The sequence below is a fragment of the Sediminibacterium sp. TEGAF015 genome (assembly GCF_025997995.1).
GTDB lineage: Bacteria > Bacteroidota > Bacteroidia > Chitinophagales > Chitinophagaceae > Sediminibacterium.
Map to the genome: position 1 here is coordinate 1,525,562 of NZ_AP026683.1, position 19,843 is coordinate 1,545,404.

Annotated in this window: 14 protein-coding genes; 13 read left to right on the top strand and 1 reads right to left on the bottom strand. The window is 41.8% G+C overall.

From position 1 onward, the window contains the following. Positions 1-2: 2 nt before the first annotated feature. From TEGAF0_RS06980 to dprA, 6 genes are all read left to right on the top strand, one after another. Entirely contained in the window at positions 3-881 is an 879-nt protein-coding gene (locus TEGAF0_RS06980) for a bifunctional 5,10-methylenetetrahydrofolate dehydrogenase/5,10-methenyltetrahydrofolate cyclohydrolase (RefSeq protein ID WP_264901215.1), read from the top strand. Then, entirely contained in the window at positions 881-1,495 is a 615-nt protein-coding gene (locus tag TEGAF0_RS06985; RefSeq protein ID WP_264901216.1) for a 7-carboxy-7-deazaguanine synthase QueE, read from the top strand. The genes TEGAF0_RS06980 and TEGAF0_RS06985 overlap by 1 nt, the downstream gene beginning before the upstream one ends. A gap of 117 nt (positions 1,496-1,612) precedes the next feature. Further along, positions 1,613-3,724: a TonB-dependent receptor plug domain-containing protein gene (locus TEGAF0_RS06990; RefSeq protein WP_264901218.1), complete on the top strand. Its 2,112-nt coding sequence runs from the start codon at positions 1,613-1,615 to the stop codon at positions 3,722-3,724. Next, positions 3,724-4,383, top strand: a complete 660-nt coding sequence (locus TEGAF0_RS06995; protein ID WP_264897250.1) for an HmuY family protein — start codon at positions 3,724-3,726, stop codon at positions 4,381-4,383. Before TEGAF0_RS06990 ends, TEGAF0_RS06995 begins: the two co-directional genes overlap by 1 nt. 154 nt (positions 4,384-4,537) lie before the next feature. Beyond that, on the top strand, positions 4,538-6,454 hold the full coding sequence (locus tag TEGAF0_RS07000; protein WP_264897252.1) for an OmpA family protein: 1,917 nt from the start codon (positions 4,538-4,540) through the stop codon (positions 6,452-6,454). A gap of 55 nt (positions 6,455-6,509) precedes the next feature. Continuing rightward, positions 6,510-7,592: a DNA-processing protein DprA gene (dprA, locus tag TEGAF0_RS07005; RefSeq protein ID WP_264897253.1), complete on the top strand. Its 1,083-nt coding sequence runs from the start codon at positions 6,510-6,512 to the stop codon at positions 7,590-7,592. Here the strand turns inward: dprA and TEGAF0_RS07010 are convergent. Continuing rightward, positions 7,561-8,829 (bottom strand): MFS transporter, encoded by a 1,269-nt coding sequence (locus TEGAF0_RS07010; protein WP_264897254.1) that lies wholly within the window; start codon positions 8,827-8,829, stop codon positions 7,561-7,563. The genes dprA and TEGAF0_RS07010 overlap by 32 nt on opposite strands. Before the next feature lie 15 nt (positions 8,830-8,844). Between TEGAF0_RS07010 and guaB the strand changes: the two genes are divergently transcribed. From guaB to TEGAF0_RS07045, 7 genes are all read left to right on the top strand, one after another. Continuing rightward, positions 8,845-10,344: an IMP dehydrogenase gene (guaB, locus tag TEGAF0_RS07015; RefSeq protein WP_264897256.1), complete on the top strand. Its 1,500-nt coding sequence runs from the start codon at positions 8,845-8,847 to the stop codon at positions 10,342-10,344. Between the two features lie 12 nt (positions 10,345-10,356). Beyond that, positions 10,357-11,976, top strand: coding sequence for an apolipoprotein N-acyltransferase (gene lnt, locus TEGAF0_RS07020; RefSeq protein ID WP_264897258.1), 1,620 nt, complete (start codon positions 10,357-10,359; stop codon positions 11,974-11,976). Beyond that, the gene (locus TEGAF0_RS07025; protein WP_264897260.1) at positions 11,951-12,778 is read left to right on the top strand and encodes an alpha/beta fold hydrolase; all 828 of its coding nucleotides are present in this window, start codon (positions 11,951-11,953) and stop codon (positions 12,776-12,778) included. Before lnt ends, TEGAF0_RS07025 begins: the two co-directional genes overlap by 26 nt. A 1-nt stretch (position 12,779) precedes the next feature. Beyond that, a complete protein-coding gene (locus TEGAF0_RS07030) occupies positions 12,780-15,380 on the top strand; it encodes a PKD domain-containing protein (RefSeq protein WP_264897262.1) in 2,601 nt (866 codons plus the stop codon). A 77-nt stretch (positions 15,381-15,457) separates the two neighbouring features. After that, positions 15,458-18,088: a PKD domain-containing protein gene (locus tag TEGAF0_RS07035; RefSeq protein ID WP_264897263.1), complete on the top strand. Its 2,631-nt coding sequence runs from the start codon at positions 15,458-15,460 to the stop codon at positions 18,086-18,088. Positions 18,089-18,112: 24 nt separating this feature from the next. Then, entirely contained in the window at positions 18,113-18,868 is a 756-nt protein-coding gene (locus tag TEGAF0_RS07040; protein ID WP_264897265.1) for an SDR family NAD(P)-dependent oxidoreductase, read from the top strand. A gap of 4 nt (positions 18,869-18,872) precedes the next feature. Next, positions 18,873-19,829: an NAD(P)H-dependent flavin oxidoreductase gene (locus TEGAF0_RS07045; RefSeq protein ID WP_264897267.1), complete on the top strand. Its 957-nt coding sequence runs from the start codon at positions 18,873-18,875 to the stop codon at positions 19,827-19,829. Positions 19,830-19,843 lie beyond the last annotated feature (14 nt).

Genomic DNA, 19,843 nt, shown 5'->3' on the forward strand with positions numbered 1-19,843 from the left:
CCATGTTAGTACTAGATGGCAAGCTGGCTTCGGCAGCTGTAAAAGAAAATCTGAAGAAAAAGACCGCTGAATTACGTGAAAAAGGCCTACCCGCCCCTCATTTGGCAGCTATATTGGTGGGGAACAATGGCGCCAGCGAGACCTATGTGGCCAGCAAAGTAAAAAACTGTGAAGAGACGGGATTTGAGTCAACTTTGATCCGCCTGCCAGAAGATTGCACAGAAACTGTACTATTAGATACGATACAATCCCTTAACCAAGACCCCAATATTGACGGGATATTAGTGCAATTGCCACTACCCAAGCATATTAGTGAAGAAAAAGTGATAGAAACCATTGATCCCCGTAAAGACGTGGATGGGTTTCATCCCAGCAATATCGGTCGTTTGGTGCAAGGCCTACCTACTTTTATTCCTGCCACTCCTTATGGTATATTATTAATGCTAGAACATTTTAATATTCCTACAAAAGGAAAACATGCGGTGGTGATTGGTCGCAGTAATATTGTGGGCAGACCCATGAGCATACTATTAAGTAGCAACATACCGCAAGGCAATTGTACGGTAACCCTTTGCCATTCGCATACACCCAACCTAAAAGAAATCTGTCAACAGGCAGATATATTGGTGGCTGCTTTGGGTAAACCAGAATTTGTTACCCCTGATATGGTAAAACCCGGAGCAGTAATTATAGATGTGGGTATTACCCGTGTTGAAGACGCAACTGCTAAAAAGGGTTTTAGAATCAAAGGTGATGTGAACTACACTGCTGTGTCCGAAGTAGCCAGTGCTATCACACCTGTACCAGGTGGCGTGGGATTAATGACTATTGCAGGATTATTAAAGAATACTTTACAGGCTTACTTAAATAACAGAGGATAATGCAATTACCCGTTGGATCAAAACTGCCGGTTATGGAAGCCTTCTACACTTTGCAGGGAGAGGGTGCACATCAGGGTCGCGCTGCCTATTTTATTCGGTTGGGCGGATGCGATGTAGGCTGTGTTTGGTGCGACGTAAAAGAAAGCTGGGATGCTAGTAAACATCCAGTGATTGCTGTTGAGGAAATTGTGGCTAAAGCCAGTGCGTATCCTGGAAGACTTGCTGTGATAACTGGTGGTGAGCCATTGTTACACAACCTAGATCTGTTAACAGAAGCCCTGCATAAACAAGGCTTCGAAACCAATATGGAAACATCTGGTTCCTCCCCATTAAGTGGACATTGGGATTGGATTTGTTTATCTCCGAAAAAATTCAAAGCGCCCCTTACTGAAGTCATTGAAAAAGCCAATGAATTGAAAGTGGTTATTTTTAATAAACATGATTTCAAGTGGGCCGAAACCTACGCTGCACAAGTGCCTTCAAATTGTTTGTTGTACCTGCAACCTGAATGGGATAAAGCTAGTGAAATGACGCCTTTGATTTTGGAGTATATCAAAGAAAATCCGCAATGGCGTTTAAGTTTGCAGGTGCACAAGTATTTGAACATTCCATAGTTGCTATAGATTTGATTTGTCAGCTGAATGTAAAAAAGAATTAGCTAAATAGCGTTCTACAGTTCTGTGACAAATCACCAGCACAGCCAATGCAAATTTGCACTTTAATAAGTGCGTATGACGAAGCAGTTTTGGGTTTCTATTAGTATTGGATTTTTAACAGGATTTTTTACACAATCCCTTTCTGCACAAAATATTGCTGCTCCACAAAAAGATACTTTATTGGGGGAGAATGCCATTACTGTTTTTACCGCTACCAAAACAGAAAGAAAGCTAACCAACGTTGCTGTTCCTGTTCAAATCATTTCTCAAAAAACCATTCAACAAGCTGGCTCTCTTCGTTTATCAGATATTCTTGCAGAACAAACTGGATTATTCATGACGAATGGATTCGGTACCGGTGTAAGCATGCAGGGATTGAATCCGGATTATACCTTGATTCTGATAGATGGAGAGCCCCTGATAGGCAGACTGAGTGGTGTGCTCGATTTAAAAAGAATTGCAGTAGGCAATATTAAACAGATTGAAATTGTGAGAGGGCCTTCTTCTAGTTTGTATGGCAGCGAAGCCATGGCTGGTGTTATCAATATTATTACAGACAAATCCAAAATCAATACGCTGGGATTGACTGCCAGATATGGCACTTACAATACCGCTGATGTTGGTTTAAAAGGAAGTGTAAGAAGCAATCGCATCAATTACCAGGGATTTGGAAACTTTTACAGAACGGATGGATTCAGTATTCGCCCGAACAGTAGAGAAAGAAGTATTGCTCCCATTGAAAGAATTACCCAGCAACATCAGTTGGGTTATCGAATCAGTGACCGCACGCAAGTGAGTGTTTCTTTCAGATTGAATAATGAAACCATTCAAAACAATATTACTGTTACCAACAATGGTAATTCCATTAACTCTGTTGGCTACGAAAAAAACAATGACCTGAATGCAACTGTTCAACTGTCCCATAAGTTCAATGAAAAAGTAAAAAATACCACACGTGCTTATGGTACTTATTTTAAAGGTATTCAGGACCTGGTTACCGACAATGGTGCACCTTATATTGATGAATTCAGACAAAGTTTCGGCAGAATTGAAAACCAGACCGACATTCAATTTAATGACCGTTTGGAAATGAATTTGGGTGGCGGATATATACATGAAACTGCTAGAAGTACTCGCTACGATAATAGCAGCAATGTTAAAACCAATCGAATAGGATATGCCTATATGCAAACAGAATGGAAAGCCAACAACCAATTAACGCTGATTGGAGGTGCCCGTTACGACCACAATGAATTGTTTGCTGCAGCATTTAGTCCGAAGCTTGCCTTACAATACAAACTCAATTCAAAGTTTTCGGTTAAAACCAGTGTAGGCAGGGGTTTTAAAGCACCCGACTTCAGACAATTGTATTTGAACTTTACCAATACTGCTGCCGGTAGCTATAGTGTTTTCGGCTCCGTTGAAGCACAGAAAATAATTAATGAGCTCAACAGACTAGGACTGATCAGTAGCCTTGAACCTGCTTATTATGGCTTAAGCACTTTAAAGCCTGAATTTTCTACTGGATTTAATTTGAGTTTACATTTTCAGGATGAAAAATGGTCTGTGAATGCAAACCTTTTCAGAAACAATATTGAAAACTTAATTGATAGCAGACTGGTTGCCTACAGAATCGGAGGTGCACAAATTTTCAGTTACCTGAATGTAAAGAATGCTTTTACACAAGGAATAGAAACGGATGTTCAATACAAAGCCAGCAAGCATATTTATTTAACAGCAGGGTATCAGTTCTTACTTACAGGAGACCAGGCAGAGATTGATGCCATTAATGCCGGAAAAGTTTTTACCAGAGACCAGAATGGTTTCAGCAGAAGAATGAGCAGAAGTGAATATGTGGGATTACCCAACAGAAGCAAGCATATGGCCAACTTCAAAATAAGCTATAATAAGAATACCTTCTTTGCCAATACCCGCGTGATGTACAGAAGCAGATGGACTACTACAGATACAGACGGAAATGGTTTATTTAATTCCAATGATGCATTTGCAAAAGGCTATTTACAAATCAATGCATCTGCCGGATACAATTTTAACAAAGGGCTTAGCGTACAGGCAGGCACAGATAATGTACTCAACTATACCGACGTAATTAATCTTCCCAATTTACCCGGTAGAACTTTTTATATCACAATGTCTTATCAATTTTTTAATAAAAACCCTAAATAATGAGCAAGATGAAAAAGATGATTTTAGTGTTAGGCATGGCAATTGTATTTGTAGCGTGTTCTAAAGAGAACAATGGAGGAACAACTAATGTAGTTTCTACTGTAACTGTTAAAGATTTACCTGCTGATACCATTATCGGTATTACACCCGGTGCTCCTCCAACAGGTGGATTTCCTTATGGGGCAGGTCGCTTTACTTTCTTTAGTTTGGAATCAAACAAAATTGTTCCTGCTTCTGATAGTGCCAGCAACAAATGGGATTTAGCTTTCAAAGGAACTACCATTGCTACCAACAGCGGAAACAGTGGTCCTGGTGGAGCAGGTGCGTTTGTTTTCGTGGGTCTATTTGATGACTTAAAAACCATCCCTGCAGATTCTTCCTTCAGAATTGACAATGCTCCTACCGCTTTTGCTATTCCAACCGGAAGTAACAGAGCTTGGTACGCTTATGATGGAATCAATCAGTTGGTAAACCCAATCCCTGGAAGAGTATTGGTAATCAGAACGGCTAGCGGTAAATATGCCAAAGTTGAAATTCTGAATTACTACAAAGGAGGTGTTACGCCTGCCACTACTGCTCCTGATGCGGTTAAACTAAGCACTCAACGTTATTATACTTTCCGTTATACTTTCCAGCCTAACGGTACCAAAACTTTCTAAAGCAAGGTTGATAAAATCCAATTCCTAACCCGGCCCAGTGCCGGGTTTTTTATTTCGGCAATAGGATATGCCATATGATGGATGCTGAAAATTTTAACAGCAATGAAAATGAAATTAACAAAGTAACTCCTGATTTTTCACGAACTTGTTCCCGATGAAAAAATGGTTTTGCTTTCTATTATTATCTGCCGGCAGTTATGTTGTTGCAGCACAATCTTATAACCCGGATAAGGTGAATAAAAAAGCTATGGCCTTGTACGATAAAGCCATTGGCTTATTGAAAGAAGACGCATTAAAAGATGCCGTTCCTGTTTTACTGGAAAGCATTCAGGCAGACAAAAATTTTGCGGATGCGTATCTATCACTGGCTGGCGTATTCGGCGAATTGAAACAATACAAACGCTCTCTGCAATTTTACGAATTGGGCAGAGCCATTGATACTGTATACTTTCAGCCTTATCTGCTTCCCTACTCTATCAACCTTGCCGGTGACGGGCAATTTGATGCGGCATTAAAAGCAGTGAATCAATTTCTGCAAAATCCCAAACTGAACGATAGAAGCATCCGAAGTGCAGCCTATAGAAAAAAAACATACCTGTTTGCTATCGATTATGCAAACCAACACGCAACTGATTCAGGCTATACATTCATGCCAGAAAATTTAGGAGACAGTGTCAACTCTACTTCTTCTGAATATTATCCATCGGTTACTGTTACCGACAGTTTACTGGTGTTTACCCGAAGAGGAAAATTCATGCGCGAAGATTTTTACTCGAGCACCATCTTAGGAAAGCAGTTTTCAAAATCGGTTCCCATTGGAGGCAGTATCAATGAAGAAGCGCAGAAGGGAGCCATCACTGTTTCACAAGATGGAGAATGGATGTTGTTTACTGGAAGATTCACAGAGAGAGGATACGATCATTTTGATTTATACATTTCCTATTATACGCCGGATGGATGGAGTGAGCCCGAAAACCTGGGACCTGCCATAAACACAGAATTCTGGGAGAGTGCACCCAGCTTAAGCCCCGATAAAAGAATTTTATATTTCAGCAGTACAAGGCCTGGAGGCTACGGTGGTAGAGATCTTTATTACAGCGAAAGACTACCCAATGGCAAGTGGGCTCCTGCAAAAAATATGGGACCATATATTAATTCTGCAGGAGACGATCAGGCACCCTTTATTCATGCAGACAATCAAACTTTGTATTTTACCTCTGATGGATTGCCCGGTTATGGAGGTGCTGATTTATTTGTTACAAGAAAAAATAAAGACGGAGAATGGGGCATTCCGGAGAACCTGGGCTATCCTATTAATACCATAGAGAACGAAGGGAGCATGGCTGTTTCTGCAGACGGACTGACCGCCTATTATTCCAGCGATCGTTTTGATAGCAGAGGAGAATTGGATTTGTATCGCTTCCCTTTAAAAGAAAAAATCAGACCCATCCGAACCCTTTACTTGAAAGGAATTGTATCAGATAAAATCACTGGCAAAAAATTGCCTTCGCTGGTTGAGTTGATCGAAAACAAAGAGCGGGTGGTGCTAATGAAAATTCAGACGGATGAAACAGGTGGTTATTTTGTAACCCTGCCTGTTGGCAAAGACTATACCTTATCTGTTAATAGAAAAGGATATCTACCTTATAGTGCTCAATATTCACTAGCCAACAAAGAAGCAGATAGCGTTTATGTTCAGAACATTGCACTGGAGCCCATTCAATTGCATGCGGTGTTTACTTTTAAGAATATTGAATTTGCTACCAATGCTTTTGCTTTACCTGAAACAGCACCTATTGAATTAGATAAATTGGTGAACCTGCTGAATGAGAATCCCTCCTTACAAGTTGAAATAAGTGGGCACACCGATAATACAGGCAAAGAGCAAGACAATATTTCACTTTCAAAAAACAGGGCATTGGCCATTGTGCATTATATACAGTCTAAAGGAATTGCAGCTCAAAGACTCACGCACAAAGGCTATGGTAGCAGCAAACCCATTGCAGGCAACGATACTCCGGAAGGAAGGGCTAAAAACAGAAGAACTTCCGTTGAAATAACCGGACTATAAAGTAGAAATACCTAACCTTTTTTCTGCGCAAGTTTTAGTTTTCGCAAAAGCGATTATGGATGACTCTTTGTGCAATAAAATAGCGTTCACCCTTATTCCTTCTCTTGGGCCTGTTACCCGGAAGTTATTACTGGAAGCATTTGCGACGGTTGAGCATATTTTCAGCGCATCCGTTACTGATCTCTGTGCAGTGAGAGGTGTTGGAGAAAAAATGGCAAGGGAAATTAAAGCGTATCAACCCAATGAAAAAGCAACAGAAATGTTGCAGTTTATTCAGCAGCATCGGATTACCCCTTTGTTTATTACTGACCCGGATTATCCGCAGAAATTAAAAGATTGTCCCGATGCACCAACACTCTTGTATTACAAAGGAACTGCCAATGCAAATGCTGCCAGAATCATCAGTATTGTAGGTACCAGAATGCCCACTGCGTATGGTTATCATATTATTGAATCTCTTATGAAAGCCCTACCCAAAGAAGTTTTGATTGTAAGCGGTCTTGCCATGGGTATCGACACGATTGCGCATCAGCTGGCTTTGGAAAACGGGCTACAAACCATTGGGGTGCTGGCACACGGATTGGATGAAATCTATCCCCCACCCAATAAAAACCTGGCCAAAACCATGTTGCTGCAAGGGGGATTGCTTACAGAGTTTCATTGTAAAACCATTCCGGAGAAATACAATTTTCCTAAAAGAAACCGGGTGGTCGCAGGAATAGCAGACGCTACGATTGTAATTGAAACTGCATTAAAAGGTGGCAGTATGATTACTGCGGATTTTGCCTCCCAATACCATCGGGAAGTGATTGCCGTACCTGGAAGAATTACCGATCAGCGAAGCAGGGGTTGTATTAAATTGATTCAGGAAAACAGGGCATCTATTTATACGAATCCGGATGAACTGCTGCAACAATTGAATTGGATTCCTACTACAGCAGCTTTGAGTGAAACAGAAAAAAACTGTATTGCTATTTTGAAGAGAAAGGAATTGTTTTCTCAGGAGGAATTATTTGCTTGTATGCAATTGGATATTGGAACATTTACCGGATTGATTTTTGAACTGGAAATGAAACAGATTATTCAGGTATTGCCTGGCAATCAGCTTACACTGATGCCCGCTTATTATTCCATTTAACCAATAATAAACAGGCTATTAAAGAGAGTATTGCAGGAGTAGCAAATGCCCACACAAAATAACTAGCATCGTTGTGATAAATCCAGCTGGAAAATAAGGCTCCGGTTCCAATACCTACTTCCAGAGCAATGTACATAGAGGCAATGGCTTTGCCCCTATTTTCAGGTTCACATAAATCAACAGTCCATGCGGTAATTACAGGACTGTTGATACCCCAGCTTAGCCCGTACAAAACGGACCCTGCTAACATAACCGGCACTGATCCTGCAAGTGATAAAATAGCCATAGCAACCACCAGTGCAGCACTCGATCCTATCAGCACCGGCACTCTCCCGTACTGATCAGAAATTTTCCCTGCAACAAAACGGATGAACAAGGAAGCTACCGTGAAAAAGGCAAAGAAAGTGCCCTTGTTGTGGAGACCTAGGTGTTCACTGAAATCAGGAGCAATGGTCAGGATGGTTCCAATAGAAAAACAAAGCAACAAAGTTATCATTGCAGGTCGTAAAGCAGATGCATCAAATATATCGCCGCGCTGAATTTGCAAATCACTCCACTTGAATTTTCTTGCCGTGGGCAAGGTTTCTTTTACATTGTATAAAATAAAAACAGATCCCAGTGCCAGCAATGCGGATACATAAAACATGGGATTGTATCCAAAATTGTTTACGAGATAACTGCCTAGCATAGGGCCTGCAGAAGCCCCAATGGTATACCCTATGGCCAATGCACCCATGGCTTCTCCCCTTCTGGATTCATGTACCACATCAGCTCCGTATGCTGCTGTTGCAGTAGGCTTGAATCCTGTTGAAAATCCATGTACAAAACGCAACAGTAAAAAGCCGGCAACCGAGGTAAGCACCGGATATAATAAACTACAAACCACACATACCAGTGAGCCAAAAACCATTACCGGAACCCGGCCAATGGTATCCGTTAATTTTCCGCTGAAAGGTCTAGAAATGCCTGCCATCAGGGTAAATAAAGCAATAATCAGCCCCTTGTATTCTGCTCCGCCTATCCTAGTTAAATAGCCTGGCAACTCAGGTATCATCATATTAAAACTGGCAGAAAACAAAAAATTGCTGACACAAAGCAATCCAAATTGAAAAGTAAAATAGCGATGTTCCGGTTTGATAGTATTGGATTCCATTGAACGATGAGGCAAATTGCTTTGGTTGTTTGAGCGAATTGCCACGAAGGTAACAGAAATAATTTTGGAAGAAACTTCAGGCATCTGCTATCTTTGCCTATGGCAACAAATCTCAATCAATCCCGCAAAAGCAATTCTGCTTCCCGTCTTTTTGGTGAAGGATTAACCTTCGATGACGTTCTTCTGATGCCCGCTTACAGTGATATTCTTCCCCGTGAAGTAAACATCAGCACCCATTTAACAAAAGACATTATCCTGAATGTACCCATTTTATCTGCAGCCATGGATACGGTTACAGAAGCCAACCTGGCCATTGCCTTAGCCAGAGAAGGAGGCCTGGGTATTCTGCATAAAAACATGAGCATTGAAAAGCAGGCGGAACAAGTGAGAAAAGTAAAGCGCAGTGAAAGCGGTATGATCATTGACCCAATTACCTTATTAGTAGATGCAACCATTGGTGATGCGCTGAAATTGATGAGAGAAAATAAAATTGGTGGTATTCCTGTGGTAGACAATGCCGGAAAGCTGGTGGGTATTTTAACCAACAGGGATTTACGCTTCGAAACCGACAACAAGAAAAAGGTAAAAGAAGTAATGACCAAGGAAAATTTGGTTACTGCTCCGGAAGGAACAGACATGAAGAAAGCAGAACATATTCTTCGCCAGTACAAGATTGAGAAACTTCCCGTAGTAAACAAACAAGGAAAATTAATTGGGTTAATTACCTACAGAGATATTTTACAAATCAGAAATTTCCCTAACGCTGTAAAGGACAATCTCGGAAGACTGAGAGTGGGTGCGGCTTTGGGCATTACCAAAGATTTAATGGACCGCGCTGCTGCTTTGCAACAAGTAGGCGTAGACATTGTTACCTTGGATTCTGCACACGGGCATAGCAAGGGTGTAATTGAAGCACTTAAAGCATTGCGCAAAAACTTTAAAAAGTTACCAATCATTGCAGGAAATGTAGGAACAGGTGCTGGTGCCAAAGCGCTGGCTGAAGCAGGAGCAGATTGTGTAAAAGTTGGGATTGGACCTGGCTCTATCTGTACCACTCGTATTGTTGCCGGTGCAGGCGTACCACAATTAACTGCTATTATGGAAGCCACCAAAGCCTTAAAGGCGAAGGGAATTCCGGTTATTGCAGATGGTGGTATCCGTTACACGGGAGATATGGTTAAAGCTTTAGCAGCTGGTGCCAATATGGTCATGATGGGCAGTGTATTTGCAGGAGTTGAAGAAAGCCCTGGTGAAACCATCATCTATGAAGGAAGAAAATTCAAAGAATACCGCGGGATGGGAAGCTTAGGTGCCATGAGTCAGGGAAGTGGAGACAGATATTTTCAGGACGTGGAAGCCGATATTAAGAAATATGTACCGGAAGGCATTGAAGGCCGTGTGGCTTACAAAGGAAATTTAAGTGAAATTATTTATCAGTATGTAGGCGGTCTGCGTTCGGGCATGGGATATTGCGGAGCCAAAGATATTCCTGCTTTGCAAAAAGCCACTTTCGTAAAAATTACCAATGCAGGCATGAAAGAAAGCCATGCACACGATGTAGACATTACCAAAGAAGCACCGAATTACAGCAGAAAATAAATCCAGTCTCACATGAAGCAGGGAAATGCTTTTTCAGCAATTGGGTTAAGTATGCTTTCCGGCCTCATGCTCACGTTGGGTTGGCCAGACTGGTCTTATACCATTGCTTTGTTTTTTGCATGGATTCCCTTGTTATGGGTAATTGAACAGTATCCTCCTACTTTTGGGCTTTTGCGTTTTCCTGCCATTACGCTATTCACCTGGAATATTGGTACCACCTGGTGGTTGTGGAACTCAACGGGCTTTGGTGCAGTAGCCGCAATTATCATCAACACCTGTTTAATGTGTTTGCCCTGGTGGGGATATATAACCCTAAGAAAACGAATGAATCAATGGCAATCATTACTGGGTCTGATTGCCTTTTGGTTGTGTTTTGAATGGGTACACTTAAACTGGAGTATCAGCTGGCCCTGGTTAACACTGGGGAATGGATTGAGTCCGATTGCTCCGCTAATTCAATGGTATGCCTATACTGGGGTTGCCGGTGGTTCATTGCTCATTTGGGTAATGAATATGCTGTCTTTTCAGTTTCTTTTGGCGCAGCAAAAAAGGAAGCTTATTCAAGTGGGTATATTCAGTGCTTCTATTTTTCTGCTGCTGGCATTTGTAGGGTGGATGAACTATCTCTCGCAATGGAATCCTGGTAAGGAAACCACCAAAGAAAACATTGTTGTTGTTCAACCCAATATTGATCCTTATCAGAAATTTGAATCACTCACTACAGCGCAACAGATTGAAAAATTAGTAAGCATCAGCAGCAGTAAAATCGATTCAAACACTAGCCTATTGGTCTGGCCCGAAACAGCCATGAGTGCAGTAGACTGGCAAGACAATATTCCGGTAAATCCTTATTATCAGCCTGTATTTCAGCTCTTGCAACAATATCCCAATCTACAGTTGGTATCGGGGATTGAAACGTTTAAAAGATACGGCACTACTGCTGCAACTGCCACTGCACGTAAATCTGCAGAAGGCATTTATTATGATGCATTCAATGCAGCTGTGCAATTGCAGACAAAAAAAGATAGTCAATCAATGGTTGCTATTCAGCAACCTGTTTTTTACAATAAAAGCAAATTGGTTCCGGGTGTAGAATCCCTTCCTTCCTTTCTGCGTTTTATGGCACCGGTATTTGAACAGTTCGGCGGATCTACCGGCGGCTATGGTGTTTCGGATACGCCTGTTGTGTTCAGACATCCTTTGTATCAACAAAATGCGGCTCCCATTATCTGTTATGAAAGTATATACGGAGAATATGTTTCAGACTATGTAAAAAGAGGTGCCAATCTTTTAACCATCATGACCAATGATGGATGGTGGGAAAATACAGATGGACACAAACAACATTTGCAGTATGCCAAACTAAGGGCAATTGAAACAAGAAGATGGGTGGCACGAGCAGCCAACACAGGCATATCTGCTTTTATTAATCCAACCGGCACCATTGTGCAACAATTGGGTTGGGATCAGGCTGGTGCTTTACAGCAAAACATTTACACTAGTAATGAACTCAGTTTTTATGTTCAGCATGGCGACTATATTTTTAAAATTGCCGTTGCCTGCAGTGTATTCCTACTACTGATATCTTTGCGTAAACGTAGTAAATATGTCCGTAGAAAACAAACAGCTTAATACGCCTTATTACACTTTACAGTATCGTATTATCGGAAAAGGACAACCCGTTTTTTTAGTACATGGTTATGGAGAAGACAGCCGAATCTGGAATAACCAGATAGATGCCCTTTCTGCAATATGCCAATTAATTATACTTGACTTACCAGGTTCAGGGCAATCTGTACTTACCCCGAAGGGTGTTGCGGAATGGTTACCAGAACTGAGCATAGATGAGCTAGCTGAATGCATTCACGAAATTGTACATGCAGAAGACCTTGCTCCCGCTGTTGTAATGGGGCACAGTATGGGGGGTTATATTACACTGGCTTTTGCCAACCATTATCCGAATCACCTGAAAGCTCTTGGACTGGTGCACAGTACAGCTTTTGCAGATAACGCTGAAAAAAAATCGGTACGTTTAAAAAGCATAGAATTCATTAGGCAAAATGGAGGATATGCCTTGTTTAAAACTACCATGGTGAATTTATTCGGAGAATCATTTCGTTCATCAAACCCTGCATCCGTTCAGGAATTGGTAGAAGCTACTAAGGCATTTGATCCGCAGGTACTGATTGCCTATACATATGCCATGATGCAAAGACCCGACAGGTCAGACCTTTTGCGTTATCTGCCTCAGCCGGTTTTGTTTGTAGCAGGACCAGAAGACATTGCTGCTCCTTTAACAGATCTGGAGCAACAAGCAACAATACCCAATAAATCGTATCTTAAAGTGATGGAGGGTGTTGGACATATGGGCATGCTAGAAGCACCCAGCGAAATGAACCGGCACTTATCCGGTTTCATTCAACTGTTTATCTGACATGAAAATTTTCCGGCTACTGCTTTTATTGCTGTTGTTTTACAACACAAGCCAAGCAAGGCATATTGCCGGAGGAGAACTCTATTACAACTATATAAGTCCTGATGCAAACAATTCAGCCAATAGCATTTATGTAATCACGCTGCGCTTATTTCGTGAATGTAATTCCGGCGGCCCAACGCTGGAAGCAGAACAAGCAACCGTTGGTATTTATGAAGGGGATATTTTATTTAGAAGTTTACCCTTGCCTAGAACTACGGATGTTACCACCATTTCGCTGAATACCGCGGCTTTCCCCTGTCTGGTGGGCAATGTGGGCGCCTGTTATCAGGTGGCACTGTATTCTGCCACTATTTCCCTGCCCAATAGTCCCATTGGTTATACCTTGTCTCGACTGGGTTGTTGCAGAGTAGACTTTATTACGAATCTGGCCCAACCGGTGAGTGTGGGCAGTAATTATGTAACCAGAATCCCAGGTAGAATTGCCTTATCTGGCGGAGTGAACAGCAGTCCGCAGTTCAATGTAAAAGACACTGCCCTGATTTGCTCGCAAAAAAGATTCACCCTTGATTTCGGAGCCAACGATCCCGATGGGGATTCCTTAACGTATAGTTTCTGTGAAGCATTTAGTTCTCCCGGTGGCAATCAGAATGCTGCTCCCCCCAATACCCTTTCAAAAGATCCGCTGCCTTACAGAAGCCCCTTTAGTGGCAACCTGCCATTGGGTGATAAAGTCAGCATTGATCCATCCACTGGCGTAATCAGTGGAATAGCTCCTGCTCCGGGAAATTATGTGGTTAATGTCTGTATTACTGAATGGCGTAATGGCAAAGCTTTCAATGAACACAGAAAGGATTTTATCATGGCCGTTCAGGGTTGTGATTTTATTGAAGCCAATTTGCCCGATAAAATTATCCAATGCAACAATTTTACCGTGCTGTTCGAAAATGAATCCACTTCCTCCAGCATCACTAATTATGTTTGGAATTTCGGGGACTCAATTAATAATACGTATCCTCAATCTGGTTCGGTTAAACACACGTACAAAGACACTGGCGTATACAAAGCAACTTTAACGGTTACTGGTCCCAAAGGCTGTATAGGTACTGACAGTGTAGAAGTGAGGGTATTTCCGGGATTTAAACCTGCCATGACTATCAATGGGAGTTGTTTTTTAAATCCATACTACTTCAATGATATAAGCACTTCTGTATATGGCATAGTCAACTACTGGCGATGGAATTTTGGGGATGAAACCCTTCTGTCAGATACGTCAAGAAACAAGAATGCACAATATCAATATCCTACTACTTCTGTTAAAAATATTCAATTGATTGTAGGAGATTCCAAAGGTTGTTTGGATACCCTTACCAGAAACCTTGCAGTTTCAGATAAACCACTGTTGCAAGTCCCCTTTAAAGACACGTTAATCTGTAGTATTGACAGCTTGCCAATACGTGTTAATAGCAGTGGTATTTTCAGTTGGGAACCCAATCAAAATATCAGCAATACCAATACAGCCAATGTAGTTGTGTATCCCAAAGTAACTACCCAATATACAGTAAGCATCAACAACAACGGATGCATTAGTAAAGACACCATCACGGTAAATGTTTTACCTTTTATTAGTGTGCGTGCCGGCGCAGATAGTACCATTTGCTTGAACGATTCCATTGTGTTGCAGGTAAACAGCCAGGCACTGCAATATCGATGGACCAACGAGGCAGGTCAATTTGTTTCGGATCAGAAAAATCCGCGGTTACAACCCACACGAACCACCCGATATTTTGTTAAGGCGAATCTGGGTAAATGCGAAGACAAAGACAGCATTCAAATTGTAACAATTCCTTATCCTACTGTAAACCTTAGCAGAGATACAAGTATCTGTTTTGGAAATGCAGTGATGTTGAATGCGCAGATAATGGGCAGCAGCTTCAGGTGGTCTCCCTCCTTAAATATGTTGCAGGCAAATACCTTAACCCCGCTGGTTACGCCTGCCAGTAGCAAAACCTATTACTTAACTGTTGGTGATACATTGGGTTGCAACAAATGGGTTACAGACTCTGTGCAAATTACCGTTATCCCTAAGCCGATTGTTTTTGCGGGAAGGGATACTGCCATTAGCATTAACCAGCCTTTACAATTGAATGCTACAGGAGCATCAAACTATCGATGGACACCAACCATAGGATTATCGGATGCAGGAATAGCCAATCCTGTTGCCCTTTTTGACAACCCGATTGATTCCATCCTGTATAGGGTTAGGGGCAGCAATAGCATTTGCTTTGGCGAAGATTCCATAAAAGTGATGGTCTTTAAAAACGGGCCAGACTTGTATATTCCCTCTGCCTTTACTCCCAATGCAGACGGAAGAAACGATGTACTGAAACCCATACCAGTTGGCATTACACAGCTCAACTATTTTGCAGTGTTCAATCGCTGGGGACAATTGCTTTTTAAAACAGCCGCATTGGGTGCAGGTTGGGATGGAACTTTTAATGGTGAGCCGCAACCCGCTGGTACGTATGTTTTTCAAGCTGAAGCAAAAGATTTTTCAGGAAAAACGATTTATAAAAAAGGGACTGCTGTTTTAATTCGTTAATAGATTTTAACGGATTTTTATTTGTTCAGGCAACCGCCACTTCCGTTTTTGTTTCTTATTGGTTTAACTTGCTTTGTATGTGTAGGAGTTTTATTTTGTTGATTTTGTGTTTGCTAGGATGGGTTCCAATGCAGGCTGCCCATTTAAAAGGGGGCTGGATTCAATATGAATACCTCGGTGATGGAACAGCGGCGAATAGTAGTCGATACAGAATAACTGTAAGACAATATTTGGATTGCAATTCAAACCAAAACCAGCGAGATGGGGTAGTTCATATTGGCATTTTCAATGGAGCATCTAATGCCTTGATAGAATCAAGAACGGTTCCCCGAAGCGGCTCAGACAATCCGGACAAAACCACTTATGACCCTTGTTTAAGTTCCAAACCAAGGGTATGTTATTTCATTGATAGATACACAACTGAAATTGATTTGCCGAATATTGCAGAAGGGTATATTTTATCTGTTCAACGCTGTTGTAGAATTTCCAATATCGCCAATGTAGGAGCTATTTCATCCACCATTGGTGTGAGCTACACCAATACAATTCCTGGCATAATTAATGGTACAAGCTATGCTAAAAACAGCAGCCCTCTTTTTGCACAAAAAGATACAGCAATCGTTTGTTTCAATGCTCCTTTTACTTTTGATTTTGGGGCTACTGATGCAGACGGCGATAGTCTCTCCTATAATTTTTGTACTGGTTTAACGGGGGGTAGTCAAGCAGTTCCTCAACCGAATCCATCCTCGAATCCACCCTACGCTGGCGTACCTTACCAACCCCCCTACACAGGCGCATTCCCAATGTCCTCTTCAGTTTCTATCAATCCTGCAACTGGTTTAATCTCTGGCATTGCACCTTCTATTGCTGGTGAATACATTGTAGCCGTTTGTGCCAGTGAATTCAGAAACGGGGTTAAAATTGGAGAGACAAGAAAAGAAATTCATATTCAGGTGGCCGATTGCTCTCTGTCTGCTGCCGATTTAAAACCCACTTATATCACTTGCGATGGATTCACGCTAAGTTTTCAAAATGAGTCTCCTGGACAGGTAAATAATTATCTCTGGGATTTTGGTGTTACGAATAGCACAACGGATGTTTCCACAGACCCCACGCCAACTTATACTTATGCTGATACAGGTACTTATCGTTTAAAATTAAAAGTAACCAACACAGGTGGTTGTCAGGATTCTGCATTCGCCGAAGTGCGCATTTATCCGGGATTTACACCCGACTTTACCATTACCGGATCATGCTATTTAAATGAATATACTTTTAAAGACGCCACTGTAAGCCGATATGGTGTAGTGAATAGCTGGCGTTGGAATTTTGGAGACAATACCACTTCAGCTGATACCTCCATTGCAAAAGACAGTGCATGGAAATACCCAGCACCTTTAAATACCAATGTATCCCTGATTGTAACCAATAGTAAAGGATGTATTGATACCATAACCAAACCTTTTTCGGTATTGGATAAACCTTTGCTGAATCTAGCTTTTAAAGACACATTGATTTGCAGCATTGATACGCTTCCGCTGATAGCCAATGTGGGCGCAGGTGTTGTTAACTGGACACCGGATATTAGTGGCAGTTTGTCCAGAATTTCCAATAGAAATATTGCTAACCCATTGGTATATCCGGTAGATACAACCCGCTATGTAGTAACTGTTAACAACAACGGGTGCATTAATAGTGATACCGTTACCGTAAACGTACTCGATTTTATTTCGGTGGATGCAGGACCATCTGCCATCATTTGTCAGACAGATACCATTCAATTGCAAACCGTAAGTGAAGCACTGAGTTATCAGTGGACTTCTGCCTCAGGGTCGCCGGTTGACCCCGTTAAATTTCCCAGGCTGGCTCCTTTGCAGGATGAAACCTATTATGTTACAGCCAATCTGGGTTACTGTCAGGCAAGGGATTCTGTAAAGATCAGGGTGGCGCCTTATCCACGCGTTAATGTTGGGCCTGATACCACTATTTGTTTTGGTAGCCGGTTAAATTTGCCCGCTTCTATTGTGGGTGCTTCATACAGATGGTCACCTACCAATTCCATGATTAACGCCAATACCCTGAATCCATTGGCCGGACCTTCCAGAACAACTAGCTACATATTAACCGTAACAGATACGCTAGGATGTAATAAGCCGGTAACAGATACGATTGTTGTGCGAGTAGTTCCTCCTATAAATGTTAATGCAGGATCAGATACCGTGGCATTGCCCGATCAACCACTGCAACTCAATGCAAGCGGCAACGGAAGTTTTAGCTGGACTCCGCTTACCGGAATTTCTAATCCAACTGTGTCCAATCCAATTCTTACCCTGGCCGCTGGTACTGATTCTATTACTTACCGTGTAAGAGTAACAGGAGAAGCGGGTTGTTATGGAGAAGATGAAATTACCGTCCGTGTTTTTTCAGGAGGACCGCAACTCTTTATCCCGACAGCGTTCACGCCCAATGCAGATGGAAGAAACGATGTACTCAAACCTGTTGCTGTAGGGATAACGCAATTGGTATACTTCTCCATTTTCAATCGCTGGGGACAACAGATATTTTATACCAATGAACTCAATAAAGGATGGGACGGAACTTTTAAAGGAGAGCCCCAGCCCGCCGGCACTTATGTTTTTCAGGCAGAGGGCATTGACTACTTAGGCAACCGTGTTTATAAAAAAGGAACAGCGGTACTCATTAGATAGTTAATTTTGTGCCAAGTCTATTTTATGAGAAAAACGATACTGATTACCGGCGCAACGGCCGGATTTGGAAAAGCCACCGCTGAATTATTTGCCGCATCCGGATGGAACTGCATTATCACTGGCAGAAGAAAAGAAAGATTAACAGAACTAGCAAATGCGTTAAGCAATCAATATAAAATTGATGTACTGCCGCTTTGTTTTGATGTACAAAACAGAAAAGAAGTATTTGCTGCAATAGAACAATTACCTCCACAATGGAAGTCGATTGATGTATTATTGAACAATGCCGGATTGGCGCTGGGAAGAGATTCTTTTGAAGCAGCTAATTTAGACGATTGGGAAACCATGATTGATACCAATCTGAAAGGATTGATGTATGTTTCTAAAGCCGTATTGCCATTGATGATTGAAAAAAAACAAGGTCATATTATTAATATTGGTTCCACTGCAGGAAAAGAAGTATACAAGGACGGAAACGGATACTGTGCTACCAAACACGCGGTAGACGCTATTTCCAAAGCCATGCGCATCGACTTGCTACCACATCGCATTAAAGTAACTGCTATACACCCTGGTGCTGCTGAAACAGAATTTTCTCTGGTTCGTTTTAAAGGGGATGAGCAAAAAGCAGATGCCGTTTATGATGGTTACCAGGCTTTGCAGGCAAAAGACATTGCGGATATCGTTCACTATGTTGCCCATTTACCTGCACATGTTTGCATTAACGATTTAGTAGTAACCTGTTTATCTCAAGCCAATTCATTTTACCTGCACAAATAAGCTTATGCAATTCATCGGCCAACCCAATAGAATTACCGCTTTACTAGGCATTCAATATCCCATCATACAAGCAGGGATGATTTGGGCCAGCGGATGGAAACTGGCCAGTGCAGTCAGCAATGCCGGAGGTCTTGGTATTATTGGTGCCGGCTCTATGTACCCCGATGTTTTAAGAGAACATATCCGTCAATGCAAAACAGCCACTGCTAATCCCTTTGCTGTTAATATTCCTTTATTGTATCCCGATTTAGATCAGTTGATACAAATTATCATTGAAGAAAAAGTTCCGATTGTTTTTACCAGTGCTGGAAATCCAAAAACTTATACGGGACTTTTTAAATCGCATGGCATTAAAGTGGTGCATGTAGTCAGCAGTTCTAAGTTTGCTTTGAAGGCACAGGAAGCCGGTTGTGATGCGGTTGTGGCAGAAGGTTTTGAAGCAGGTGGACACAACGGTAGAGAAGAAACAACTACTTTGGTTTTGATTCCAGCTGTGCGCAAAAAAATTACAATTCCGTTGATTGCTGCAGGAGGCATTGCAACTGGTCAGCAAATGTATGCGGCCATTGCCCTGGGAGCAGATGGCGTTCAGGTAGGTAGTCGCTTTGTTTGTACACCCGAAGCATCTTCGCATATTCATTTTAAAGAAGCGGTAGTTGCTGCCGGCGAAGGAGATACCCAATTGAGTTTGAAAAAATTGGTGCCTGTTCGACTATTAAAAAATGAATTCTTTCAGCAAGTAGCAGATGCAGAAAAACGCGGAGCCGATGAAGCGGAACTTTCTCATTTACTGGGAAGAGCGCGCGCTAAAAAAGGCATGTTCGAAGGAGACCTGAAAGAAGGGGAATTGGAAATTGGTCAGGTAGCGGCTTTAATCCATGAAATAAAACCAGCGGCTGATATTGTTGCAGAAATGATTGAAGAGTACAATAACTGCTTGGGTCAGATGCCCCGGCTTTAGCCAAGAGGCCCAGA